We start from the raw sequence: 25,164 nt of genomic DNA on the forward strand, positions 1-25,164 counted from the left end.
GAAAGTATGAAAATAAGCGGCGTGCCTGTGGATAACTTTAGCGAGCGAGAGTAGAATAGCGCGTTACGTGTGGCGAACCCGAGGCGCAACAGCCCCGGTCCACACCCTCATCAGCAGTAGAGAATAGATAAGATTCATGGAAAATTTCTGGCAGACCTGCTCCGCACAGTTGGAGTTGGAACTGACGCCGCAACAATTTAGCGCGTGGATAAAACCGCTCATCCCACTCGATTACGAGGCGGGCAAGTTGCGTGTGGCCGCACCGAACCGCTTCAAGCTGGACTGGGTCAAGTCGCAGTTCGCCAGCCGCATCACGGCGCTGGCCAGCCAGTACTGGGAAGCGCCGACCGAGGTGCAGTTCGTGCTCGACCCGCGCCTGTCGATGCCGCGCAAGCCGGCCGCCGTGGTGCCCGCGCCGGACTACAACGACGGCAACCCGAACAACCACCCGCGCAATTCCGATCCGGTGCCGTCGGTGCCCGAGCTGCCGGCCTCGGCCGCGCCGCGCCGCGAGCAAAGCCGCATCAACACCGATCTGACCTTCGACAGCTTCGTGACCGGTAAGGCCAACCAGCTGGCGCGCGCCGCCGCCATCCAGGTCGCCAACAACCCGGGCGTGTCGTACAACCCGCTGTTCTTCTACGGCGGCGTCGGCCTGGGTAAGACCCACTTGATCCACGCCATCGGCAACCAGGTGATGGCCGACCAGCCGGGCGCCAAGATCCGCTACATCCACGCCGAGCAGTACGTGCGCGACGTGGTGACCGCCTACCAGCGCAAGGGCTTCGACGACTTCAAGCATTACTATCACTCGCTCGACATGCTGCTGATCGATGATATTCAATTCTTCGGAGGCAAAAGCCGCACGCAGGAAGAGTTCTTCTACGCGTTCGAAGCGCTGATCGCCGCCAAGAAACAGATCATCATCACCTCGGACACGTATCCGAAGGAAATCACCGGCATGGACGACCGCCTGATCTCGCGCTTCGACTCGGGCCTCACGGTCGCGATCGAACCGCCGGAGCTGGAAATGCGCGTCGCCATTCTGTTGAAGAAGGCCAAACAGGAAGGGGTTACGTTCTCGGACGACGTCGCCTTCTTCGTCGCCAAGCATCTGCGCTCGAACGTGCGCGAGCTCGAAGGCGCGCTGCGCAAGATCCTGGCGTACTCGCGCTTCCACGGCAAGGACATCACGATCGACATCGTCAAGGAAGCGCTGAAGGACTTGCTGTCGGTGCAGAACCGCCAGATCTCGGTGGAAAACATCCAGAAGACCGTGGCCGACTTCTTCAACATCAAGGTCGCCGACATGTACTCCAAGCGCCGCCCGGCCAACATCGCCCGGCCGCGCCAGATCGCCATGTACCTGGCCAAGGAACTGACGCAAAAGAGCCTGCCGGAGATCGGCGAACTGTTCGGCGGAAGGGATCACACGACGGTGCTGCACGCGGTGCGCAAGATCGCTTTGGACCGCACCAAGAACCCGGAATGCAACCACGAACTGCACGTGCTGGAACAAACACTGAAGGGCTAGCGGGACGCTAGTTTTGCCATTATGATTGGTTGAACTGCAGAGCTGCACATAAGTTAATCTTGAAATATCGTTAATCTTTACTACTGAGGATAATCTATGCAATTGGTCAAAACCACCCGAGATACCCTTCTCCGGCCACTGCAGATCGTGAGTGGTATTGTCGAGCGTCGGCACACTATGCCGATTCTGGCCAATATCCTCATCCGCAAAGACGGCGAGAACGTATCCTTCCTGTCGACCGACACCGAAGTCCAGATCACCACGAACGCCGCGATCGGTTCCGGCGCCGAAGTGACCGGCACCACCGTCGCCGCGCGCAAGCTGCTCGACATCCTGCGCGCGCTGCCGGAATCGGGCGACGTGACGATGACCCTGCTGAACAAGCGCCTGACCGTCCAAACGGGCAAATCGCGCTTCGCGCTGCAAACCCTGGCCGCCGAGGAATTCCCGACCGTCCAGCAAGCCGACAGCTACAGCGCCAGCGTCACCCTGCCGCAGAAAACGTTGAAGCACCTGTTCAACATGGTGCACTTCTCGATGGCGCAGCAGGACATCCGCTACTACCTGAACGGCCTGCTGCTGGTCCTCGACGGCAAGAACGTCATCGCCGTGGCCACCGACGGCCACCGCCTGGCGTTCTGCCAGGTCGAGACCGAGCAATCGTTCGAGCGCCAGGAAGTGATCATTCCGCGCAAGACCATCATCGAACTGCAGCGCCTGCTGGAAGAAAACGACGAGACCGTTCAACTGGACATCGCCGCCAACCAGGTCAAGCTCACCTTCGCCGACATCGAGCTGATCTCGAAGCTGGTCGAGGGCAAGTTCCCTGATTACACGCGCGTGATCCCGAAGGGCTACAAGAACGAATTCACGATCGGCCGCGACGAGCTGCTGCGTTCGCTGCAACGCGCCGCCATCATGACCAGCGACAAGTTCAAGGGCGTGCGTTGCATCATCACGCCGGGCAGCATGAAGATCAGCTCGACCAACGCCGACCAGGAAGAAGCGGTCGAGGAACTGGAGATCGACTACGGCGGCGACAGCGTCGACATCGGCTTCAACGTCACCTATTTGCTCGACGTGCTCAACAACCTCAAGTGCGACCAGATCAACGTCGCCCTGGGCGATTCGAACTCGTCGGCGTTGATCTCGATTCCGGATAACACCGATTTCAAATATGTCGTTATGCCGATGCGGATCTAAGAGGTGGCGGATTACGCCTTCGGCTAATCCGCCCTACGTGTTTCCGGACAACGCCGCCGCCGCGAGCCGCCAGATGTATTAAAACCTGCGGCGGCCACAGCGGCCGAGACACCCGGAACATGATCGGTACGGCTTGCGGCGGATGCCGCGGCCAAACGACCATGGATCCACGTAGGGCGGATTAGCGCGAAGCGCGTAATCCGCCAAACCAGCAGGCCCCAATCAACACCAGCAACAGATAAACAGAGAAAGCAGTCCATGTCCGCCATCCCAGCAGAGAATCCAGCCCCAGTGGTACCAACCGAAGAATACGGCGCAGCATCGATCCAGATCCTCGAAGGTCTGGAAGCAGTACGCAAACGTCCCGGCATGTACATCGGCGACACCTCGGACGGCACGGGCCTGCACCACCTGGTGTTCGAAGTGCTGGACAACTCGATCGACGAATCGCTGGCCGGGCACTGCACGGAAATCCACGTCACCATCCACTCCGACAACTCGATCTCGATCACCGACAACGGCCGCGGCGTACCCACCGGCCTGAAGATGGACGACAAGCACGATCCGAAGCGCTCCGCCGCCGAGATCGTCATGACCGAACTGCACGCCGGCGGCAAGTTCGACCAGAACTCGTACAAGGTCTCCGGCGGCCTGCACGGCGTCGGCGTCTCCTGCGTCAACGCCCTGTCGAAAACGCTCAAGCTGACCATCCGCCGCGACGGCAAGGTCCACTTCATGGAATTCGCCCGCGGCGTGCCGGTCAACCGCGAACTGGAAATGAAGGACGGCTTCGCCGTCTCCCCGATCAAGGTCATCGGCGAAACCGACAAGCGCGGCACCGACGTCCACTTCTGGGCCGACGAAACCATCTTCGGCAACGTCGAATTCCACTACGAAATCCTGGCCAAGCGCATCCGCGAACTGTCGTTCCTGAATAACGGCGTCAACATCAAGCTGACCGACCAGCGCAACGGCAAGGAAGAAATCTTCGCCTTCGAAGGCGGCACGCGCGGCTTCGTCGAATACATCAACAAAGCCAAGACGGTGCTGCACCCGACCGTGTTCCAGGCCACCGGCGAACGCATGTCGGACCAGAACACCAACATCTCGGTCGACGTCTCGATGCAATGGAACGACGCCTACAACGAACAGGTGCTGTGCTTCACCAACAACATCCCGCAGCGCGACGGCGGCACCCACCTGACCGGCCTGCGCGCCGCGATGACCCGCGTCATCAACAAATACATCGACGAGCAGGAATTCGCCAAGAAAGCCAAGGTAGAAATCTCCGGCGACGACATGCGCGAAGGCCTGACCTGCGTGCTGTCGGTCAAGGTGCCCGAGCCGAAATTCTCGTCGCAGACCAAGGACAAGCTGGTGTCGTCGGAAGTGCGCGGCCCGGTCGAAGAGATCGTCGCCAAGACCCTGGCCGACTACCTGCAGGAAAAACCGAACGACGCCAAAATCATCTGCGGCAAGATCGTCGAAGCGGCGCGCGCGCGCGAAGCGGCCCGCAAGGCCCGCGACCTGACCCGCCGCAAAGGCATCATGGACGGCCTGGGCCTGTCGGCCAAGCTGGCCGACTGCCAGGAAAAAGACCCGGCCCTGTGCGAACTGTACATCGTCGAGGGTGACTCCGCAGGCGGCTCCGCCAAGCAGGGCCGCGACCGCAAGTTCCAGGCGATTCTGCCGCTGCGCGGTAAGGTCTTGAACGTGGAAAAGGCGCGCTTTGAAAAGATGCTCTCGTCGGAGCAGATCACCACGCTGATCGCCACGCTCGGCACCTCGATCGGCCCGGACGAATTCAACGTCGAAAAGCTGCGCTACCACCGCATCATCATCATGACCGATGCGGACGTCGACGGCGCCCACATCCGCACGCTGCTGCTGACCCTGTTCTACCGCCAGATGCCGCAACTGGTCGAGCGCGGCCACATCTACATCGCGCAACCGCCGCTGTACAAGGTCAAGGCCGGCCGCGACGAGCGTTATCTGAAGGATGACGCCGAGGAAGCGACCTACATGATGAACGTCGCGCTCAACACGGCCGTGCTGACGCCGCGCGAAGGCGCCGACCCGATCGTCGGCGAACCGCTGGCCGAGCTGGTGCGCCAGTTCAACCTGGCCAACGTCATCATGACGCGCCTGACGCGCGTGATCGACCGCGCCGCGCTGACCGCCATCATGACTGGCGTGACCTTGGATCTGAGCACGCAGGAGCTGGCGGAGACGTCGGCTGCCGCGCTGTCGAAGGAGATCAACGATATCGCCGTCAAGGTCACGGTGATTTCGGACGAGCTGTCGGAGAAGCACGCGCTGCGCATCGAGCGTATGCATCACGGTAACGTGAAGGTCAGCTCGATCGACGCCGACTTCGTGCAGGGCGCGGACTACAACGTGCTGGCCAGCGCGGCCGCCACGTTCAAGGGCTTGATCGGCGAAGGCGCGGTCGTCAGCCGTGGCGAAGGCGAGCGGACCAAGGAATCGGCCGTGGTCGACTTCCACCACGCGATGCAGTGGCTGCGCGATGAGGCGGAACGGGTTGTGTCGAAGCAGCGCTACAAAGGTCTGGGTGAGATGAATCCGGATCAGCTGTGGGAGACCACCATGGATCCGACCGTGCGGCGCTTGCTGAAGGTGCAGATCGAGGACGCGATTGCTGCGGATCAGATCTTCACTACGCTGATGGGGGATGATGTTGAGCCGCGTAGGGCGTTTATTGAGAATAATGCGCTGCGGGCGGGGAATATTGACGTTTAATTATAGTGTAGTAGTACCCATAATCTGAGATTTTTGGATGCATACCTAGAGTTTTTGATGTGGGGATGCGTTTCTATAGCTTAGGTTAATAGTTAAGCGTATTGTCGGATAGCAAAGGCAGTCAGATTAGTGTCAGCAAATGAAAAATCGGTGACGCAGAAATTTAAAATATTCGGCAGACATTGAACTAAAAGCCGCCCGGCATGACCGGGCGTTCTTAATGTGGCGAACGGATCGACTTCGACCATTAGAGGGAGTCAGAACGTGTGTCGGGGGTCAGTAAGCGCAAAACTAGTTTGATCCGATTCGGTGGTATCGGGTTTATCGCAGTAATCAACGGGATGGGCCTACAGACGACACGAAGTCGTCTGCAGGCCAGTTTGTTAGTTAAAGAAACTCTTTAGCTTAACTGCGGACCGTCGAATTGCACTTTTTTCGCCTGCCCCCAACCATTTAGTCTTTTGAACCTCGAGACTTTTTCGGCCTCGGCTTGATCAAATCAGTTTTTGGTAAGGCATTGCCCTGATCAAGCAACCGCTGCAAATCGAGAAGGCGAAAAATAAACGAGGTGCAAGCCTCTGATGGCGGGGCCTTCAGGTATGTGGCATAAGCCGTGCCATGCTTTATACAATTTTGAAGGCAGCAGCCTAAGACTCAGCTAAACTCAAGATTTATGCCTCAAAGGTATAAACGTCCGCACTGATACTGCGAAGGTTTGTTCAGCCTTACTGTTTAGTAACTTTCGCTGAATTGTCATTCACCTTTAGATATCGCACGGTGACGCCACCGTCGCGAAGAATTCTTAGCGCAGCCCTTTGTGAGGGTAGCCATCTCTGCTCACCGGCAAACCCGCCAGCGAAAACTGCTCTTTTGATTCCGGCGAACACAATAGCTCTGGCGCAGTCGCTACATGGAAATCGTGTGCAATAAATGGTAGCGCCAGAGACGTCAGAATTTGTACGAAGTGCCTTAAAAATTGCGGCACGTTCTGCATGTTCGATTAAGTGATACCGATCGGCCTCACTAATAACTTCGCCGGAACGATCCATGTGGGCCTTCAGCTCAGGGGGCAGGACGTTCGCCGAACGAGTAATTTCGACCCCATCCTTAGTTATTACTGCTCCCACTGCTGACTGAAGTACAATCTTTCCTTTGGGATCATCCGTGCGCAGACGCTCCGTAAAGGCTTCTGACATGTAAAAATTGTCGGCTGCAGTCTGGGAGACGAGTGATCGATTTTTCACTTTGTGGAGAGGAGAAGTGGTGCTTATAAAACAACAAATAAAGACTGCTAACATTGTACAGCAGCCGCAAACAAAAGGAGAGCGAGCTTCAACTTATGATGCTACGGTTGGATTCATTTTCAAGCGAGGCGAGGACATGGGCTCGACCTATGAGCTCCAGCCCCGTGGTGTTGTTTGGGTTGTGTCGCAAGAAGAGTTTCATATGCCGAAAGATGCCACCGCGCTTGCGACCGTGAAGACCACACTTGCTCACAAAGGTGTCTTTGCGTTGAATGTTGGGGTGGTAGACCCCGGTTGGAACGGCCCAATTGCGACTGCACTGGTGAACTTCAGTACCAAGCCGTTCACGGTCAACGTAGGCGATGCATTCTTGAGACTTGTGTTCCTTGACCACGGCGATACAGGTGTCAGTAAAACTATAAAAACAAGAGACGCCTATTCACTCCAGGCCGCCCAGAGCTCGCTAGCTTTTGCGGAATCGTTCCTCAGCATCGATTCGGTTGCTGAAGAAGTAACGAAGAAAATGTTGAGTGGTTCGAACAAGATACTTTGGTTTACCATCGCTTTCACAATTATCGGTTTACTACTTAGCGCGCTGTCTATATTCGGTCCTATCGCTTGGTCTGTCTGGACAAATTCAGGCGATGCAAAGACTGAAATTGTTAAGCTTCAGAACCGGGTAGATCAACTCGAATCGGATGGCAAGGAACGAGATGAGGCAGACAAACAAGTCGTGCGTGACCGCGAGCGGCTAAAAGTTTTGGAAGTTCTCCAAGAAAGTAATCTTCAGATACCCCATGGGGATGCGAAGGACGCGAAAGCTGGGCCGCGCTAGTGCGCGCACTGCGAAGAGGTTCCATTCGCTGGTGAAGACACAGCGTCCGTCTATCTCCGCAAAACCACGCCTGATACCACCGATGGAGGGGAACAGAGCGATGACATCGAATCATAAGGTGGGGGCGACGCTGGTTTTTTTCCGCCGCTGAGTTCCACAGAGCAAACTGCATAATATTAGATTTCACGTATTTTTATAGTCATGCAACATGCTATGCTTAGTGGCAATTGCTGTGGCGGTCGGAACTTGGCGCTGGGCAATCTTCGGCATACGACTACACAAGAGTTATACAGCGGTGTGGTTTCTTACGACAACAGCACATGCTTCGGTGAGACCGAATGAAAGGGTTTAGTATGGATTACATCTCATGGTCGCAAGCAGTAGCTACGAAGCTAGTACACAGTGGCTTTGAGTCTGCGCTTGTACATAAAGTGTTTGATGAGGCTGGGCCAGCGATAAGATCAGAGTTTGAGAAAGGTGAATTAAATTCGGCTGGCGCGCATTTCGTTACGGTACTAAGGAAATATGACCTTGATCTCGAGATTGCTTGGGAACGTGGTCAAGGACGCTTAGTTCAAGACCTTGGTCGCGCCTACCACTTTACCAAAGAAGAGGCGAACGAACGCCTGACTCGTGGTTTCAACAAAAAGGTCCTCATCTTGGGATGGTTTCGTGGATAGGATGTCGATCTGACGCGATCCGCCAATTTTTAATTCTTGCGGCTTTGCCACCAAACTCTCCGGGCGAGAAGTGCCGATTTCGTAAGTGATAGCTGCAGTAATTCGAACGCGCCCCAGGAACGGTAAATGACAAAGCTGACGCGGTCCTTGTTAGGATCAATTCTGGAACAGGAGTTTTGATCACTGCCACGCTTAAAGCGTACCTTGGGGATGGGGGCATGCCGGAAGCAAGCTGGCTGAGCTAGGACTTCGGCTATTACTCGCCTTCCAGCGAGTGGTAGGCGCGTTGCGGCATGACAGTCTGCCCGGAAGTGTGGACGCGCTTAAAGGATATGGTGGCCAATGCAAACCGTGGCGACAGCATTGAACCACTCCGCTGTCAACTGCTCCACCGGCACCTAGTGCGACGGACTATGGATTGCCCATGTCACCTGACTGGCACCACCGGCCCGGGGTCGGGCGGCGCTCGCCGTGTGCGGCGTTATGGTGCAGGCGATCTCCGTGATGATGGAACAACGCAGTGAGCCCGATGCAAATGCCCCACGCATGCCGGCCCGCGCCTTATACAGAAGAATCGCGCGCCGGAGCGGCAAGCCGGCGCGTGGAAACGCGACGACACGATCTGTCTCAGCGCTGCCGCATAGTTGGGGCGTTATAGCTTTGCCGCAGCCGGTTCGATTATTTCCTTGCCGCCCTGAAGACTTATATAATCTGCATTTCTTTAAGTTAATACTTTCGAAAGTGGTCGGGCACCGGTCGTGCCGCCTTCCTTACCTTCGTCATTTTTTCAAAAGGTTTTCGTGTCCGACTTTCTAATCAACCCCCAGTACGACCCTTACCGGAATCACATTGACAGGATGCGCCGCGATGGGTTCGACTGGCACGCCGTCGCTGAAGGCGGCGCAGCCCATGATGATCTAGACAGCATGTTCACGATTTCGGTCCAGTTCTTCCAGTGGCCGAGTCTGGGCGACTCACCCGCCATACGCCGCCAAGTCTGGCAGGACATCGTGTACGCAAAGCGGAAGGCCGAAGAAATGGCCGAATCTGTCAACCGCCCCCTTGTCGTGGTTGGCGCCGGCGAAACCGAGCCGGAGATCCAGGTCCCCACCGAAAAGCATTCGTCGTGGCAGCTCTACAAAAGTCATCTGCTTGGCCAGCACTGGAAGGACAAGGCGGTCGCCAGCATCGAGACCTCGTCCCTGAAGATTCTCAGGCATCTGCGCAAGAATACCCAAGGACAGCAGGCAGTCCGTGGCCTCGTCGTCGGACACGTGCAGTCGGGTAAAACCGCCAGCATGGCAGGTCTGATGGCGATGGCAGCCGACCATGGCTGGAACATGTTCATTGTGCTAAGCGGCACGCTGGAAAACCTGCGCAAGCAGACGAAAAAACGTCTGCTTGGCGACCTCAACCATATTGGCAACCTGCACTGGCATGCCATCGAACGTCCGTCAGCCGAAAGCGCGGAAGGCGAGCGTGCCCAAGACTACCATTTCAGCCCCGGCCACCGGGGACGCTATTTTTCTGTCTGCCTGAAAAACTCCTCGCGTCTCGCCGGACTGAGTGGCTGGATCACGGCTAATGCGCTCAGCCTCGAGCAGATGCGGATTCTGATCATCGATGACGAGGCTGACCAAGGTGGCATCAACACCGCCCCGATCTCGGCTCAGGAGCGGACACGCATCAACCAGCTGATCGTCGACCTGACCAAGGTAACTGCCTGCAGCGTGAACTATGTGGCATACACCGCGACACCGGCCGCGAATTTCCTCAACGAGGGCCCGGGGAGCGGGCTGTATCCGGAAGACTTCATTGTCGCATTGCCCCAGTCCGACGAGCATTTCGGACCTGTCCAAATCTTCGGACTACCGGAGGCTGAAAAGGAAGCTCTTGGTATCATCAGGCGGATCACTAAAGCCGACCAAGAGGCCGTGGCAGCATTGCATGATGAAGGCAGTGCCACGGTACCCGAATCCCTCGAGGAAGCCGTGCTCTGGTTCCTCTGCTGCACGGCTGCCATGCGATATTCAGGCTTTGCCAAACCTGTCACCATGCTCATCCACACAAGTCAGCGCCAAGGGCACCACGAGAACGTGGCCATGGCAGTAAAGTCCTTGCTGGCGCGGCTACAGACTCCGTTCAGCAAGCTCAGGAAAAAGTGCGAGCAGGTGTGGGAACGCGTGAAGACAGATCTCGACCTGCCGGCATTTGGCCAGCGCTTTCCATCATACGGCCGCTTGGACTCAGTTCCGGATTACCCCCCCTTTGCCGACTTCGCAGAAGGGTTGCGTGAACTCGTCTCGGAAGTCTCGTCGATCCGCCTTGACCAGGACGGTGCATTTACTTACGGGCGGGGTATCCATCTATGCGTTGACAACTGTGCCAACAACGGCGTGAACGACGAAAACGAGGTACGCCGGCTATTCTATCCCGCAACGGGTGAGCCCGACAGCCCAGATTTCGCCAGCGCCTTCATCGTCATCGGCGGCAGTACCCTTGCACGGGGTCTTACACTGGAAAACCTTGTCAGTACGTATTTTTTCCGCGCATCGGCGCAGGCAGATTCCCTCATGCAGATGGGGCGCTGGTTTGGCTACCGCAAGGGCTATGAGCTGCTGCCACGGATCTGGATGCCGCAAGGAACGCGCGAGAAATTCGATTTCATGACACTGGCAGAGGAGGACCTGCGTGACGACCTGAAGCGATTCATGGATTTAGGATGCAGACCCGCGGAATACGGTCCGCGCGTCCGCGTCCATCCGCGCGCCTCGTGGCTGCGCCCGACAGCTGCAAGCCGCATGCAGGCGAAGACCGGAGCAAAGTATGACTTCTCCGGTGTGAACCGGCAGACGACGGTCTTCGATGACAGCCCTGATGCGAAAACCATCCATACGGCCAACCTGGAGCATACCGAAGGTTTCCTGCAAAAGCTTGGCAAAGAAAAGGCTGAAAAGGGGCGCCAGTATTCCGTGGTCTGGCGTGGCGTGCGTTACGCTGACATCAGAAATTTCCTGGCCGGGTTCTTGTTCCATGAAAGTGCCCAGTTCTTCTCAGATCTGGCGCCGTTCCTCGAATGGTACGCGGCAAACCAGAACAAAACCGGCTATGGTGCATGGAACGTGGTCGTCGCCGGTAATGCACCAGACGGGGAAAGTCGCTGGGACCTTCCCGGCGGCGCCGTCGGCCGGGTCGACCGTACCCGGCTTGCGGCCAGGAGCAAGAAGGGAGTCTCGGTCTCGGTCGGCGCGCTGCGCAACCCGGCCGACCTCCTAGCGGACAGCCGCGCAGACGGCCAAGACTCAGCAAAGCCGACGAAGGATACCATTGCGAAACTGCGCGCCGAAGGCGGGGTCGGCAAGGTGCCGCAGCTCCTTCTGTACCTGATCGACAGGAACAGCACTCCGTCGCCGGACCAGAAGGACCGTGCGCCACTCAATGTGCCGGCGCACATCGTCGGCATGAACATATGGCTGCCTGAGAGCGGGCGCGAGTCGGGACAGTTTGCCACGCACCTGACCGTAAAAATTCCGGCCACCCTAGCGGATACTAGCGACGGAGCTGCGGAAACGCCGGAGTAAGGACCACCCATGAATTACTTCACGCCCTCACTCGGGCCCATGCAGGGATCCGGCGCGGCCCTACTGCGCTCGATGCAAAACGTGGCCATGATGCCACTGGACCTGCTGGTCCGTGAAGCGGTCCAGAACAGCCTCGATGCCGCCCTCGGAAAGGCAGGCAGTGACGTGCGAATCGACTTTACGGTTAGGGAGCACGCCACCGCGCCGGTTGCTGCACTGCTCGGGAAATACATTCGCGGGGAAGCTCTGCGCCGGAAATTCCCGAAGGGAGGACGGATGCTTGAGATCCGCGACTCTCGTACCGAAGGACTGTCGGGACCGACGTCGATGGACCTGCTCCGTTCCGGGGACAGCCACGGCAACCTGCTTAAGCTGGTCTACGAGATTGGCCATACCCGCAACGACGAAGGTGCCGGGGGCTCGTGGGGGCTTGGCAAGACCTGCTACTTCCGTATGGGTGCTGGACTCGTGTTTTATTACAGCCGTACACTGGCAGACGGTGGGCCGGCAGAACGGCTAATCGCCTGTATGGTCGAGGATGAAACCAGCCGGGACAGACTGCAGACCGACAGCGCGACCGGAATCGGCTGGTGGGGCGAAACAGGCCCGAAAGGAGGCCCTGCTGCGGTCACCGACAGTGCCACGATCCGGCGTATTCTTGCCACGCTGGGCATAAGCCCGTTCGGTCGTGACGAGACCGGCACTGCGGTCGTTATTCCCTTCCTCCGCAACGACCTCGTGACGCTGCCGTCCGTTGACGACGACGCCGCGCCCCCGTCGGGCAGCCTGCCGGCGTGGTGGTTCAAGAACTACGAGAGCTATATCGAGGTCGCCCTGCAGCGCTGGTTTTGCGTACGGCTCGACAATCCAATGTTCCGCACCGGTCCGTGGCTGCACGCCAGCGTCAACGGAAAAAAGATTAGGCGCGAGGACATGCTTCCCGTTTTCCAAGTCACCCAGTCGTTATACAACTGGATCGGCAGAAGGGTACGCATGCCGGGTGACTACCTAGGGAGAAAGAAGGTACCACACGAAAACGTGCTGCTCGCACCGGTCATGCTCAACAATGTCTTCGAATCGGCTGGCCCGGCCGGCTACCTAGCTGCCGTCCAGCTCAGTGCCCGTCAGCTCGGCATCGGGTCTCCAGATAACATTCCCGATCCCTACCTCTGCCTGTTCGGCCAGGCGGAGAAGTCGGCACCGTTCCGACCGCTCGTCACTTTCATGCGCAGCCCGGGCATGTCGATCCGGTGGGATGACGGTGCTTCAGGCCGTGGATGGGCCCGCGGCCTGAAAAGGGCGGCAGACGGGAAATACCTTGTGGCGCTGTTCGTGCCCGAACCCGGGCGGCGGCTTGCGGCCGCACTGCGGGGGAAGCTGGGCGAGCCAGAAGCGACCGTGGAATCCTACCTGCGCAGCTGCGAACTTTCCGACCACCATCAATGGGCCGATCTTTCCGGCTACAGTATTGCGGACAGGATCCGCAGCGGGGTCTCTAAGCGCCTGCGCGACTATGTCGATCTATCGGTGAATGGGGCAAGCGAGGGAGTCTCGATCGGGCTTGCCAGACGCCTCGCCAACCTGATGCTCCCGCAGCGCGGACTGGGCCCTGACGGGCGTTACGGACGTGCATCGCCACGCGCACCAAGTGACCAAGGCGGGCTTACCGGAGCGCCCGGAAAGGGAACCGTAGGCGGGGGGCCTAGCGCCGGTGGCACGGGGTCAGGTGGCGCACGTAGTGCAGCAAAGGGCCCCCGTTTCATGTTCTCGGTGGACGGTGCTCCGGCGTACGGCCGTGATCGCATCACGCTCTGTTGGCGTCTCGACTGGGGCACGGGAAGCGACGCGCGCGAGATTACCGTGTTGGTAGACTCGGAACGTGGACCGGTTTCCGAGCAGCTGTGGCATGAGAGCGGACTCGGAGATTTTCCGTTTCTGCTAACCGATGTCACGCTTGAACAACTGGCGCCCTTCGCCGGTGCCCGCGTTCCCCTCAGGATCGAGCCCAATGGGGGGCGCCTCAGGCTCGTTCCTGACAAGCGCTCGAAACAGCAGCCCGATGCGCTGGCACTGCGGGGCAGCTTCAGCATCGTGTTCCCGGGGCGTACCGGAGATCTGTGTCCGCTGATCGAGGCGGCAGTTGTCACGAAAGGATCACTTTGAGTAGGACTGTAATTTTTCCATTTCGCACCCTTGCGGCAGGTTTCCCGAATGGCCTTAGTGTGCCAACCACACCCGAATTCAGCTCGACTGGGCCGGATCCCGGTGCGCACGGTGAGGACAGTGAATTTGCGCTGGGACACAATAGTGACTGGGATGCCAGCCTGCATGACCTGACCGTACAGTGGACGCTGAAGCCAAGCGGCTTGAAGGCGCTGTTTGGGGCTGGCGGGATTGCCGGCGAACGTGCAGCGCTATTGCTGACGGCCGAATGGACATCCCCCGAATCCGGTTACCGCCAGCTTGGGGAAGGCGTGGTGCTGCGTCTGCCCGACTGTTCCGAGCGGTCAGCGCCACTGACAGTATCGCTGACACTCGGAGGCGGTACGCTGCGCGGCTCGGGCAATCTGTCGCTGCAGGTATATCTCGAGAGACGGGGTCCCGGTTCGGCGCGCGCCGGGTTGGCGAGCGCGAAAGGCTCCCGCCTCGGCACGCTGTGGGGACCGGTCACGGTGGTGATTGATGCCGACAGCTCACTGTTCCCGGTCGTGGAGGAAGACTTGGGCGTCGGACGGCCGCTGTGGGAGTTCCGCGGAAACTGGACGGATGCACTCAGCGATCCGTTCTCCTCAGACTATCTTGCGCTGGTGATGAACACCAGCCATCCGGACATTGCGGCGCTGCGTGACGCGCAGGCTCCGGCTGCGAGAGTTACCCCGCTCATGAAACAGGTCCTTGCGTGCTGGCTGGCGCAGCTGGTCGAACAGATTGTTGAGGAGCACGGCGACGGTTTCAACCGCATTACCGGCGACGAGCATTGCATTTCAGAGCCCGGCAGTATTGCCCACACGCTGGCCCGGCTAGTGAGTGCGGGCGGCATCGATACCGAATCGCCGCTGACGCGGCTGCAGTCGGCCCAGCTGTGGCTCGACCGCCTTACACGTACCCATGAGGCACCGGCATGAAATGGATGGAAACCGACCGCGTGAATGCACGGCGCCGTTTCGCCGCGATGGATAAGGCGGGCCGGTTTGAACCCGGCATGCTGACGCCCGACTATGTGCGGATCAGGCAGGCCCTGCTGTCCGCCCTCCCCACGCTGTCTGGCACGAAGACGGCGAGGGGCACCTACGACGTGGAGGTGGGACTGGCGCTGTACGCAGTACTCGCATCCTGCGGTTTTGGTCTGCGACAGGCATCTGCGGACGGGTTCTGGTGCCACCTGTCGCTGGAAGTCCTGCCTGATGTGGTCGCCGCACGTTGGGCAGAGCACCAGCCAGCGCGGTTCTGGGCCATACGCAGCCGGATATGGCTGCGTGCCGTGTGGTGGTTCATACACCTGTCATGGCAGGGAAGCGAACATGAGACGCGCCAGATTCTGACTGGCGTCACGACCGACGACATGGTCCAGCTGGTCGAACGTCCCGGCCGCCACGGTTTCCGTATCGGGCTGTACCGTACAATCATGCGCGTCAGCAGCGTCCGCAGGGCCCAGCGGGCCGGCACTGAACGGTTCCGCGAGCTGATGACACTCAACACGGTGAAAGTCGTCATGATGGAACCGGAACTGCACGAGAAGGGGCTCGATGGCTACGTCGCCAGCCTGTACGATGCACTGGCCGCCGGCGACAGGACCGCAAAGCGCAGGGCAAGCACTGCTAAGTAACAAGGAACGGATATGACGGAACTGCTGCACGAAATAAGAACGGGCATGGCCAACCTGGACAGGCGTGGCTCGACGCTGCAGCGCCATATTTTTAGGATGTCAAACTGCTATCATTGTGTCTGATTCTCATAGTGATACCTTTATGTTTCTGATCTTCACTGGCACTGGCGGCAGCACTGGTTTAACATACAGTATAATGTCAGACTAAAGATTCCTTGCGTGCAGTCATCGTAGGTCACGATGACTGCACGTAATGATCTAACGCTGCGCGCATATTTCAGAGAAAAAGACATGATTTCCATTAGTGATGAGTTGGCGCTGCTGAATCAAGCGCTCGAAAGCTATGACCACAAGTACATTGCCGAGCATTTGAATCAGATCTCGCCAAATACGTGGACACGCGAATCACTGAAGCGTTGGGTGGGAGGCAAAGACGAGCTCCGCCTAAGTGAGGCAGAGTTCATTCATCTAAAAGCTCTACTTCCCCAAGCGCCTCGACGCAAAACTCATGACTTTGACTTCATTGATCTCTTCGCAGGCATAGGTGGAATCCGCAAGGGCTTTGAAGAGGCCGGAGGGCGATGTGTTTTCACCAGCGAGTGGAATCCTTATGCTGTGCGCACTTACAAAGCCAATCACTACAGCGATCCATCAACCCACAAGTTCAACTCGGATATCCGAGAAGTAACGTTGAGCGCAAATCCGAGTGTCTCCGAGGATGAAGCGTATCAATTCATCAAGGCCAACGTTCCGGACCATGATGTGTTGTTAGCCGGTTTCCCATGCCAACCGTTCTCAATTGCAGGAGTATCTAAGAAGAACTCCCTCGGTCGCAAGCACGGCTTTGAATGCGATACTCAGGGGACGCTTTTCTTTGATGTGGCGCGAATAATCGCGGCAAAACAGCCGGTCGCATTCGTGCTTGAGAACGTAAAAAATCTTAAAAGTCACGACAAAGGCAACACCTTCCGAGTGATCATGAAGGCGTTGGATGAGCTTGGCTACTGGGTTGCTGACACTGAGACCAGCGACAATGTCGACTACAAAATAATCGATGGCAAGCATTTCGTCCCCCAACACCGCGAGCGTATTGTTCTGGTCGGTTTCCGCAAGGACCTCAATGTCCATAAGGGTTTCAGCCTCAAAGACGTCGCGACACTCTATCCCAAGCGTAAGCCAACGTTAGGCGATATCCTTGAAAAACAAGTTGAACCAAATTACATACTTACGCCCAAACTGTGGCAGTACCTGTTCAACTACTCGATCAAACATAAGGCTAAGGGCAACGGTTTTGGCTACGGACTGGTGAAGGAACATGAGGTAACTCGCACCTTATCTGCCCGCTACTACAAGGATGGCTCTGAGATTCTGATCGATAGAGGTTTCGATCCCAAGCTAGCCTTCGAGCACAAGAAAAATGTGGAGAACCGTCCACGAAGACTCACTCCTCGTGAGTGCGCACGACTTATGGGCTATGACGCACCAGGTGAGTATGGCTTCCGTATCCCTGTATCCGACACACAAGCTTACAAGCAGTTCGGCAACTCAGTTGTGGTTCCTGTATTTGCTGCTGTCGCCAAGCTGATGAAGGATCGAATCATCCAAGCAAAGCGACTAGCTGCTCAACAACCCCGAGACGGCAACAAGCTCGCTGCGTAATAGTAATAATGACTGACGTTCATAGCCCGGAAAGCCGCAGTAAGAACATGCGCGCGATCCGGAGCAAGAACACAAATCCAGAACTCATTCTTCGAAAACTACTCTTCGCCCGTGGCCTGCGTTTTCGTCTACATGTCAACAGCCTTCCCGGCAAACCAGATATCGTCCTGCCCAAGTACCGCGTCGCCATTCTTGTGCATGGATGCTTTTGGCACGGTCACAACTGCTATCTGTTCAAACTCCCTGTCGCCCGGCGGGAGTTTTGGCAAGCCAAAATTTTGCAAAATAAACAGCGAGACAAGCGCGATAACGAAGCACTCCTCTTAGCGGGATGGCGCGTTTTGTGTGTATGGGAATGTGCACTTAAAGGACGCCTGAAGTGGGACGCAAATGAGCTCACAGATCGCATCGCGAGCTGGATTTACTGTGTCTCTGCCGCCGACAATCATACAGAGGTGCAACATCGGCCAGACCAGCACTCTCGCGTCGCCCCAGAAAGATCCGCACCCGGCAACGGCGAGTAACCTCCTAGTAAAAATTTCTTAATACATTGATTTATAACGATATTTATACGATAGAGATGATAATCGTCTTATTTTTCTGAAAAATATTCCCCCTCGCATCATTTCCTTGTGCTATCTTACTAACTTGCACAGGAGAAAAGATGACTATTCAGCCCACCGCCTTACCCTCAGAATTTGAGCATTGCTTCAACGGAGTACCCGAGCTCGCGACGCTGCTCGCCAGCATTGGAGCGGATGTGGCTTTCCTCAAAGTTCTGCCAAAAAACGCGAACGATAAAAATCAAATCTATATCGCATCAGACTTCGGTGTGATCTTTGACTTGTTTGACGTGACTTTATCGGAACGAGGGGAAAGTACTAGCGAGACCAAAGGTCGGTCTGTTCCAGGTAAGCGGATTCCCGAAGCAGTTTTCAATGATTTCGCATGGCTGCGACGCGACCGTTCAGAGATCAAGGCGCGGCGAGTCAAAGCGATTATTTACACGCAATATCCGGAAGCACGACTGTCGGGGCTCCAAGCGATCGACGGATCAATGCCACCGTCACTTTCCGTCAGTTTTACGAAAGTGAGCCCTGACGCGAAGCGGCTGCTCGTCCTCGCTCGCCTGCCGCGAGGTAAATGCGTTGGCTTTGTTTGCGTAGAGATGTCCCCCGGCTTTGAGGCAGAGATCAAAGCGTTGCCGGGATTCGAACGAGCTCCAGCCTGCAAACGTTTGGTCATCGAGCAGAATCGTAGTTCCAAACTTGAAGCACGACTTGCAACCGTTGTTGGTAAAAAACTTCGCGGTTGCCGGCTTGACGCTTTCGGGCAAACTCTGCCGTTTTCCGGTACCCAAGTTTGCGGTTACACCTTGGAACATGCGCTCGGCATCGTTCCAAATTCCAATAAGGACGGAGACTTGTTTGGCATCGAGCTCAAGACTCACACAAAGCCGAAAGTCACCCTGTTCACGCCAGAGCCAGACGGCGGAATTTACGCCAAGAACTTCACCAAGTTCATGAAGACGTATGGATATCTCGACTCTGATGGAGATTACAGACTGACCGGCCTGCACCGCGCGAACGAAGTGTGTTCCAAATCCGGACTCACCTTGAGGGTTAGGGAGAGCAGAGCAGATTCCGAGGGAAAATTGCGTGCTTTCCCTTACAACCCAGATACACCGCTGACGCCGAAGCTTGACAGCATAGATGTAGCCTTGATCGATGGTGATGGCGAGGTTGCAGCGTCCTGGAGTCTGGAACGCTTGATGAACTGCTGGGGCGCAAAACACAACGAAGTCGTTTATCTCACAGCGTCTAAGGAAAATAACCCTGATCCAACCGAACACGATCAGGGATACGAACACATCATCACTTATGAGAACAAGGTGATGTGGTGCCGCGACACTACTGCAGAGAAATTACTGTGGGCGATCAATACCGGAGTTATCTACCTAGACCCAGCCCCCAAACTGCACGGATCGGATCCAGCAAAGAACAAGCGGCGCGCCCAGTGGCGCGTCAACGACATCACCAAGGCAGCGAAGGTTTTGTATGAGCACGTTGAGTTTCGACAGATCGCAGTTACAGGAAATGTGCTCGAATTCCGAGGGCAGCCTGGACTGCAAAAGCTGCCTCAGCCGCAGGGCTTGCTTTTTCCAAATGCAACAGAAGGCGCGGCAGACGTAGCTGCGGAAATCTAATTTACCGAGGAGGACAACATGAAACTCGACTGCATGAAACCGTCTAAAGAATGGGAAGCGCCGTTTTTTAAAGTACTCGCCAAAAATGACACCGGAGAGAGTAAAGGTCATCAGGCGGGTGTGCTGATACCCAAATCTCTGAGGCAATACTTTCCACAGTTGAACGGAACGACCTCTTCAAGACAGCCTACGATTGATCAGCGAGTCTATGCTGAGCTGTACGACGGAGAAAAGTTCCTGAGTTCTGTCAACACGCGATACCAGTACCAGTCTTGGAGCGATACCAGATCGCACGAAGCCAGGCTCACTGATCAACTCGGCCCGATTCACAGCATTGCCCAAGGTGGAGATGTGCTGGTTATGCAAAGAAATGGCCTCAGACAAAATCGCTTCAGACTGACGTTGATCAGGAAATCAAGCAGCCATTTTGAACTGGTATTACCCGTGATTGGACGCCGCCGCTGGGGCGCCCTTTAATCAACGCGATGACCTGCTGAGTAGCGACATACCACCAACGCGGGAGATGTTAGACTTCGCCGGCTGACACCGGCGAATTCAAAAGCGGTAACAACCTGCTTCTTAAATGATGCGGGTTCATCATATTTCGCTGCTGCTTTCTCTGTAGAGAGCGAGGCCCGGCACTGTTCCGACGAGGGCTTCCGCTGTAGCATAAAAAACGTTTCCCAATGACCGTAAACATGGAGCTATTTCGACGATCGCACCCGTCTTATATGCCCCAGCTGATGCGCAATTAATTCGACCGGCCAGCGCGTCCATTTTGGTCTCATATTCGTGCAAATACAATTCTGACATCGAACCACCCTCTTGCACGTAAACATATGATTGCGCTGATTTTTCTTTTAAGAATGCGGCACCATTTTGATCAATGGTGATACGCAGTTGCCCACTTGGCAAGCGCTCGTATTGGATTGCCGCTTTCGACGTCATGACATAGAGAGCAACGGCCATCGCATCTTCCTGATTTAAAAACAACTTGGGAATATAGGTCTTGGTCATCCGTGCCTCCATGTATGAGCCGCGCAGGCAAGTAGATGCGAAGCCGCGCTATCGCAGGCAACTTCGGTTGAGGTGTCTAATATTGCCGAGGCAGCTAAGCCGACATCAGATACTCTATTGCCTTGCAGGGTAAATTAGTTAGACCTCCGTTTAACCTGAAATATCTTTTGCTCGCAAAAAGAATTACCGAGCTGCCGAAATGCCTTCGCCTTTTCATCGCTGACGCTGGCCTCAGCGTCGTTAGCATATTGGCGTTGCCAGACGCGCTAGCCCTTGAGGTTGAAGAAGAAGCGCTCGGCGCCCGTCCGCGCGTTCATCTTCGAGAACGTGCAGGGCCTCACGTGCGCCGCCTTCGCCTACTACTTCGACTCATCCTGCTGCGGCTGGAGTATCCGTCGCTAACCGCCAAGCCGAAGGAGCAATGGGGCGAGCACCTGACCCGCTTGCGCAAGTGGAAGAACAAGCCGGGCGCCGTCAGCGAGTACCGGGTCACGTTCAAGCTGGTGAACGCGGCCAACTACGGCGTGCCGCAGAAGCGCATGCGCGTGTTCTTTGTCGGCTTCCGCGCGGACCAGGGCAAGCTGTGGGTGCCGCCCGCCGAGACGCACAGCGCCGACGCGCTGTTGTTGTCGCAATGGGCATCCGGGGAATATTGGGAGCGGCACAAGGTGGCGACACGCCACCGGCCGCCCCGGCCCGAGGGCGTCGAGAAGAAGATCCGCACGCTCGTCGACGCCGATTACGGCGCCAACCTGTTGGCGTGGAAAACCGTGCGCGATGCCATTTGCGACGTGCCCGATCCGGAGCGTTACCTCAACAAGGTGCAGGCGCATCGTTTCCAGCCGGGCGCGCGCGCCTATGTCGGCCACACCGGCAGTCCGCTGGACGAGCCGGCGAAGGCGTTGAAGGCGGGCGACCACGGCGTGCCGGGCGGCGAGAACATGCTGCGGCGCACGGATGGCTCGGTGCGCTATTTCACCGTGCGCGAGTCGGCCCGCATCCAGACGTTCCCGGACACGTTCCTGTTCGAGGGTACCTGGTCGGAGGTCATGCGCCAGCTCGGCAACGCCTGCCGGTGCGGCTGGCGTCGGTGATCGCCGAGAGCGTTTGTGGTTTGCTTAGAGAGTAGTGCTATCGTCCGGTGGCATATCGGACGAGTGCGGACGGCTGGAAGCACATCTTCAGTTGGAGCTGACTATGGCGCCGCACAAATTAGCCACGCCAATCACTAAACTGATGAAATTAGTTTGGCACCACACGCTGCTTTGTCACCTTCATATGCAACGGGCTTGCCGAGGTGCTTACGTTCACTGCCAGAAGTCTTGATCGGATAATTGCCTTTACATTGGGGGCATGCCGTCATGTCACCTTCCAAGGCAACAGGTTTCCCAAGCACTTTAAATGTCGGATTCGCTGATATGACTTTACCTCCATGGGAGGTCTGGTCACCCAATCGAACTACACCGAGTCCCTTACTATTTTTCATTTCAGCCCCCTCAAATAGAATGCGGCAAAGCGCGAGCTGTCGTCGATACCCTTCTAGGTAAGCAACGGCTGATTGTCACCTCGAAACACTCGACGATACCGCCAATAGCCAGTCGGTTCCGTGAGCTTCTTTCTAAATCCGGCCATTGAATCATGTACAAACCTGTCGAAAAAGTTGTCCAACTCTGCAACGGTCGGTTTGGCGGTCGTCACGCGATGCCAGACTTCCCAAGCATCACGATCATGCGCGGCCATCTCTGTCGGCTGATAGGCACCATCTAGCCAACACGAGTGGTTGTTGGCACGGGCTTCTTTGACGAACGCCATCGATCTTTCCAGATCGCCGAACAGTCCCAGCCTGGCTCCATCCTGCTTAAACGACGCGTGTCCCGCCATCAAATACCCCAGATCCTCGCCTTTAGCATTGCGGACATGGTCCAGGGAGGCGTATGCCTCTCGCGTTTTCCAACGCCAGATCAGATAGGGCAGCATCCAGTCACTCAAACGCTGCTTTCCTTGCGGCGACAACTGAATGAACTTCTTAAAGGCGGCTTCCATGGCAGGCGATATTTCAAACAGTTTAGACTCCCCAACTGCACCTCGCTTGGACATCGGTGTGCCAGCAGCCACAGCACATTCAAACATGTGATTCAGTGGTATTTGCGACAGTTTGCGGGAATCCCCGTCTTCGAGCGAGTGCCCCATTGCCACGCCAAGATCGCCTGGAGCGTAGCCGCCGCCCACATCGCTATGGCTACCCGGATAGGCAAATTCGTGGCAATTTTCCGGCATCACATCACCAACAGCCACCTGATCAAGCGGGAAGTTCTTTCGAATTTCGTGCATCGCTACCATGTGAATACAGTTCTTAACCTCGGGCAAAATTAGCATGTGCTCAGGAATAGCCCAGTCAGTGTGTCCCCCTGTCCTATTAAATATGGCATTTGTCGCCCCATCCCAGACGCCGACGGATGCGACGGTATCCATCAAACCCAAGAAACGGAAGCGGAGGGGGATGCCTGCAATCTTTCCGCCTCGAGTTACTTGCTGGATCCAATGACAGAACACCCGTGCCGTGGCTGCCCCTCGGGAAAATCCAAATATGTCCAACATTATTTCTTTGACCGTAGGTCCGGACCGCAGCGTTAGCTTTTGCCGCAGTTCTGAAATTTGCTGCAAGAAAAAGTCACGTTTGTGAGATTGATCGGTTCCGTTTAAAGAATCGGAAAGTCCGAAAGTTTCTAATAGACGACGATTTGAGCGGGATGGCCGCCCGGGACAGCAAATGGCATTGATTGCTTCACGAGAGGCCCATCGTTCCTTAAAAATAATGTAGTGAAGATTGTGGATGACTGAACACATGACTATCAACAAACGCCCCTCCCCTCCAGTGCCAAAGGCCCCTCCAAAAGTAGACTCACCAGCCTCCCCAATTCGAATAAATTTCGTTCCTAGACCTGGTATGTAAATCTTTGCCGTCCCTCGTGCATTTTCCTCAGCATACGAGTCGAACAGTCTCGCAATGTTAGAAAGCGCTAGCTTCTCCTCATCTGCTTCAGCGTTATTACCCGTCCCATCGAAAAATACACCTATTTGTACGAGAGTTTCGCACTTGCTCGCGTCACATCTGGTCGCTTCGCTCGCCCTCACCACATTCACAGGGGCCTCACTCGTCACTCCCAACATTTCACACTTTGACATGGCTACCTCACGAGGACAAAGGGCAACACCTACCTGCTTGTTTGCTTGAGCACTTTCGTCCCCTGTGTCGCGACTTCGGCGGCACGAGAATCGTTGTGCCGAATGGCATGCTGCGAGCTTTGGACTGGATCAGCGCTGGAGACAAGCCGAACTTTACCGTTCGGAAAAAAATGAGCATAGAGATCACCGACCTCACCATATTTTTCAATAGGCACGGTCGCTTCGTAGTTCTCAAAGCCCATACTTCGGTAGTTACCAGCATCAATTTCAGACATCACTGCGTTTGACCAATCGTTCACAGACCAGCGTACCTTTGCAGTCATCCCTGGCTGCCATTTACGGGGAAGCTCTGCGCAACAAACAAAACTGCCCCCGCCACCGTCTCTCCCAACGTTGAAGCCGAAATAGCCGTTGATGTAGAACTTAGAAATGTTAAAGTTGGGACCCATGTGATGGACTCCAACAATCATCACTCCGATGGGTTCTTTGCTATCATCGTCAGCAACTCTCATGCCCCCGCAAGCCGAGAAAAGGATCATGCTGGCAAGCGCAAGCGACATGGGCCTTAATAAGCAGTTCGTTTTCATGTAATCTCCACAGTGGATTTGTAACGTGCCTTCAGTACTCTGAACGCACCTCATCTATATTGGTTTTTCACCATTCGCTGAACGTCGATGCGAACGAGATTAAGATCTGACTGAGAAAGCGCCTGCGGAAGGGTAGGAACACGCAGCAAACGCCCTTCAGTATCAAATACGCCGCGAGCGAACAACAGCAAATCCATTCCGTCGATATGCCCAGCCGCATGCCACATTCGGCGCGCCTGATCGGCAAACTCATACGCCTGTAGTGTCGCGTACTCGGAAACCAGCCCTGGTCGCATTCGCCGTAAATTGACAAGCATCTGATCCACCGCCATTGCATTTTTTAGTGCGGCTATCTGGCCGTTACTCATCGTCAAAGGGCATTTCGCCAACGTCGACGACGTCGGGCGGGGCAAAAGCTGAACAAGCCCGTCACGCCCGTGAACTTTCCATGCGTTGAGAGGAAAAGTCATTGCTGACCATTGCTCGGAGGTCATTGCTGCGGCAAGCGCAGGAAGCACGGCGCCGTCGGCGAAACGCAATGTGAGTTCTTTTCCTTCATCTGTGCGCACATGAATGAACTGCCTCAAGTGGAAAAGCAGGTCTTCCAGCGAAAGCTCCGTCTCAATGAATGAAACGCACAGCTTCTGGGCCGCGTTCATCAGCTCCATCATTTCGGAAACACGGCCGCACTCGATCGCTCGGGAGATATCGATGACGACCGGGCTGACGTGTGTTGCGCCCTTTTTATAGACCGCCGCAATCCAAGCTTGGCGCGTCTTCGGCTTGATCCAGGGCTTCTTCGCGCGGATATCGATCAACGCGGTATCGATCAACATGTATGAGTTC

General features: G+C 56.3%; 20 protein-coding genes. 14 read left to right on the plus strand and 6 right to left on the minus strand.

The genetic code is table 11. The annotated features are described in order from the left end of the window. The first annotated feature begins 136 nt into the window (after positions 1–136). From dnaA to gyrB, 3 genes are all read left to right on the plus strand, one after another. Positions 137–1,534 carry a chromosomal replication initiator protein DnaA gene (gene dnaA / locus AC07P1_RS31735; protein ID WP_090328089.1) on the plus strand — a complete coding sequence of 466 codons (1,398 nt, stop codon included), beginning with the start codon at positions 137–139 and terminating at the stop codon, positions 1,532–1,534. 96 nt (positions 1,535–1,630) lie between these two features. Beyond that, positions 1,631–2,737: a DNA polymerase III subunit beta gene (gene dnaN / locus AC07P1_RS31740; RefSeq protein ID WP_315222734.1), complete on the plus strand. Its 1,107-nt coding sequence runs from the start codon at positions 1,631–1,633 to the stop codon at positions 2,735–2,737. Positions 2,738–2,995: 258 nt separating this feature from the next. Then, on the plus strand, positions 2,996–5,497 hold the full coding sequence (gene gyrB / locus AC07P1_RS31745; protein WP_363506709.1) for a DNA topoisomerase (ATP-hydrolyzing) subunit B: 2,502 nt from the start codon (positions 2,996–2,998) through the stop codon (positions 5,495–5,497). Between the two features lie 725 nt (positions 5,498–6,222). On the opposite strand, the gene AC07P1_RS31750 is transcribed toward gyrB, so the two are convergent. Further along, complete coding sequence (locus tag AC07P1_RS31750; protein ID WP_494699584.1) at positions 6,223–6,693, minus strand: deoxycytidylate deaminase; 471 nt, start codon at positions 6,691–6,693, stop codon at positions 6,223–6,225. A 67-nt stretch (positions 6,694–6,760) separates the two neighbouring features. Between AC07P1_RS31750 and AC07P1_RS31755 the strand changes: the two genes are divergently transcribed. The 10 genes from AC07P1_RS31755 to AC07P1_RS31800 all read left to right on the plus strand — a co-directional run bounded on the left by AC07P1_RS31755 (position 6,761) and on the right by AC07P1_RS31800 (position 20,005). Further along, the gene (locus tag AC07P1_RS31755; RefSeq protein ID WP_494699585.1) at positions 6,761–7,576 is read left to right on the plus strand and encodes a dCTP deaminase domain-containing protein; all 816 of its coding nucleotides are present in this window, start codon (positions 6,761–6,763) and stop codon (positions 7,574–7,576) included. Between the two features lie 353 nt (positions 7,577–7,929). Continuing rightward, complete coding sequence (locus AC07P1_RS31760; protein WP_494699586.1) at positions 7,930–8,256, plus strand: hypothetical protein; 327 nt, start codon at positions 7,930–7,932, stop codon at positions 8,254–8,256. An 800-nt stretch (positions 8,257–9,056) separates the two neighbouring features. Next, positions 9,057–11,837: a Z1 domain-containing protein gene (locus AC07P1_RS31765; protein ID WP_494699587.1), complete on the plus strand. Its 2,781-nt coding sequence runs from the start codon at positions 9,057–9,059 to the stop codon at positions 11,835–11,837. A gap of 9 nt (positions 11,838–11,846) precedes the next feature. Beyond that, on the plus strand, positions 11,847–14,000 hold the full coding sequence (locus tag AC07P1_RS31770; protein ID WP_494699588.1) for a hypothetical protein: 2,154 nt from the start codon (positions 11,847–11,849) through the stop codon (positions 13,998–14,000). 59 nt (positions 14,001–14,059) lie between these two features. Next, positions 14,060–14,962, plus strand: a complete 903-nt coding sequence (locus AC07P1_RS31775; protein ID WP_494699589.1) for a hypothetical protein — start codon at positions 14,060–14,062, stop codon at positions 14,960–14,962. Beyond that, positions 14,959–15,663 (plus strand): DUF6339 family protein, encoded by a 705-nt coding sequence (locus tag AC07P1_RS31780; RefSeq protein ID WP_494699590.1) that lies wholly within the window; start codon positions 14,959–14,961, stop codon positions 15,661–15,663. The genes AC07P1_RS31775 and AC07P1_RS31780 overlap by 4 nt, the downstream gene beginning before the upstream one ends. A gap of 291 nt (positions 15,664–15,954) precedes the next feature. Next, complete coding sequence (dcm, locus tag AC07P1_RS31785) at positions 15,955–17,322, plus strand: DNA (cytosine-5-)-methyltransferase (protein WP_494699607.1); 1,368 nt, start codon at positions 15,955–15,957, stop codon at positions 17,320–17,322. Positions 17,323–17,330: 8 nt separating this feature from the next. Then, on the plus strand, positions 17,331–17,846 hold the full coding sequence (locus tag AC07P1_RS31790) for a very short patch repair endonuclease (protein WP_494699591.1): 516 nt from the start codon (positions 17,331–17,333) through the stop codon (positions 17,844–17,846). 140 nt (positions 17,847–17,986) lie between these two features. Continuing rightward, complete coding sequence (locus AC07P1_RS31795) at positions 17,987–19,528, plus strand: MvaI/BcnI family restriction endonuclease (protein ID WP_494699592.1); 1,542 nt, start codon at positions 17,987–17,989, stop codon at positions 19,526–19,528. Positions 19,529–19,546: 18 nt separating this feature from the next. Beyond that, a complete protein-coding gene (locus AC07P1_RS31800; protein ID WP_494699593.1) occupies positions 19,547–20,005 on the plus strand; it encodes an EcoRII N-terminal effector-binding domain-containing protein in 459 nt (152 codons plus the stop codon). A gap of 120 nt (positions 20,006–20,125) precedes the next feature. On the opposite strand, the gene AC07P1_RS31805 is transcribed toward AC07P1_RS31800, so the two are convergent. Beyond that, positions 20,126–20,545 (minus strand): hypothetical protein, encoded by a 420-nt coding sequence (locus AC07P1_RS31805; RefSeq protein WP_494699594.1) that lies wholly within the window; start codon positions 20,543–20,545, stop codon positions 20,126–20,128. A gap of 341 nt (positions 20,546–20,886) precedes the next feature. Here AC07P1_RS31805 and AC07P1_RS31810 point away from each other — a divergent pair, with 341 nt between their 5' ends. Continuing rightward, positions 20,887–21,639 carry a DNA cytosine methyltransferase gene (locus AC07P1_RS31810; RefSeq protein ID WP_494699595.1) on the plus strand — a complete coding sequence of 251 codons (753 nt, stop codon included), beginning with the start codon at positions 20,887–20,889 and terminating at the stop codon, positions 21,637–21,639. A 134-nt stretch (positions 21,640–21,773) separates the two neighbouring features. Here the strand turns inward: AC07P1_RS31810 and AC07P1_RS31815 are convergent, their stop codons facing one another. The 4 genes from AC07P1_RS31815 to AC07P1_RS31830 form a co-directional block, all read right to left on the minus strand. Then, positions 21,774–22,031, minus strand: coding sequence for a PAAR domain-containing protein (locus AC07P1_RS31815; RefSeq protein WP_494699596.1), 258 nt, complete (start codon positions 22,029–22,031; stop codon positions 21,774–21,776). Positions 22,032–22,084: 53 nt separating this feature from the next. After that, a complete protein-coding gene (locus tag AC07P1_RS31820; protein WP_494699597.1) occupies positions 22,085–23,392 on the minus strand; it encodes a T6SS phospholipase effector Tle1-like catalytic domain-containing protein in 1,308 nt (435 codons plus the stop codon). Between the two features lie 368 nt (positions 23,393–23,760). Next, the gene (locus AC07P1_RS31825) at positions 23,761–24,318 is read right to left on the minus strand and encodes a DUF3304 domain-containing protein (protein ID WP_494699598.1); all 558 of its coding nucleotides are present in this window, start codon (positions 24,316–24,318) and stop codon (positions 23,761–23,763) included. 50 nt (positions 24,319–24,368) lie between these two features. Next, positions 24,369–25,154, minus strand: a complete 786-nt coding sequence (locus AC07P1_RS31830) for a DUF4123 domain-containing protein (RefSeq protein WP_494699599.1) — start codon at positions 25,152–25,154, stop codon at positions 24,369–24,371. Positions 25,155–25,164: the final 10 nt, after the last annotated feature.

This window comes from Duganella sp. GW821-FHT07F09 (assembly GCF_059418705.1).

Bases quoted from the DNA above. Each gene is read 5' to 3' on its own strand.
- dnaA (WP_090328089.1), top strand. From the start codon at position 137: ATGGAAAATTTCTGGCAGACCTGCTCCGCACAGTTGGAGTTGGAACTG.
- dnaN (WP_315222734.1), top strand. From the start codon at position 1,631: ATGCAATTGGTCAAAACCACCCGAGATACCCTTCTCCGGCCACTGCAG.
- gyrB (WP_363506709.1), top strand. From the start codon at position 2,996: ATGTCCGCCATCCCAGCAGAGAATCCAGCCCCAGTGGTACCAACCGAA.
- AC07P1_RS31750 (WP_494699584.1), bottom strand. From the start codon at position 6,693: ATGTCAGAAGCCTTTACGGAGCGTCTGCGCACGGATGATCCCAAAGGA.
- AC07P1_RS31760 (WP_494699586.1), top strand. From the start codon at position 7,930: ATGGATTACATCTCATGGTCGCAAGCAGTAGCTACGAAGCTAGTACAC.
- AC07P1_RS31770 (WP_494699588.1), top strand. From the start codon at position 11,847: ATGAATTACTTCACGCCCTCACTCGGGCCCATGCAGGGATCCGGCGCG.
- AC07P1_RS31780 (WP_494699590.1), top strand. From the start codon at position 14,959: ATGAAATGGATGGAAACCGACCGCGTGAATGCACGGCGCCGTTTCGCC.
- dcm (WP_494699607.1), top strand. From the start codon at position 15,955: ATGATTTCCATTAGTGATGAGTTGGCGCTGCTGAATCAAGCGCTCGAA.
- AC07P1_RS31790 (WP_494699591.1), top strand. From the start codon at position 17,331: ATGACTGACGTTCATAGCCCGGAAAGCCGCAGTAAGAACATGCGCGCG.
- AC07P1_RS31795 (WP_494699592.1), top strand. From the start codon at position 17,987: ATGACTATTCAGCCCACCGCCTTACCCTCAGAATTTGAGCATTGCTTC.
- AC07P1_RS31800 (WP_494699593.1), top strand. From the start codon at position 19,547: ATGAAACTCGACTGCATGAAACCGTCTAAAGAATGGGAAGCGCCGTTT.
- AC07P1_RS31805 (WP_494699594.1), bottom strand. From the start codon at position 20,545: ATGACCAAGACCTATATTCCCAAGTTGTTTTTAAATCAGGAAGATGCG.
- AC07P1_RS31815 (WP_494699596.1), bottom strand. From the start codon at position 22,031: ATGAAAAATAGTAAGGGACTCGGTGTAGTTCGATTGGGTGACCAGACC.
- AC07P1_RS31820 (WP_494699597.1), bottom strand. From the start codon at position 23,392: ATGTGTTCAGTCATCCACAATCTTCACTACATTATTTTTAAGGAACGA.
- AC07P1_RS31825 (WP_494699598.1), bottom strand. From the start codon at position 24,318: ATGAAAACGAACTGCTTATTAAGGCCCATGTCGCTTGCGCTTGCCAGC.
- AC07P1_RS31830 (WP_494699599.1), bottom strand. From the start codon at position 25,154: ATGTTGATCGATACCGCGTTGATCGATATCCGCGCGAAGAAGCCCTGG.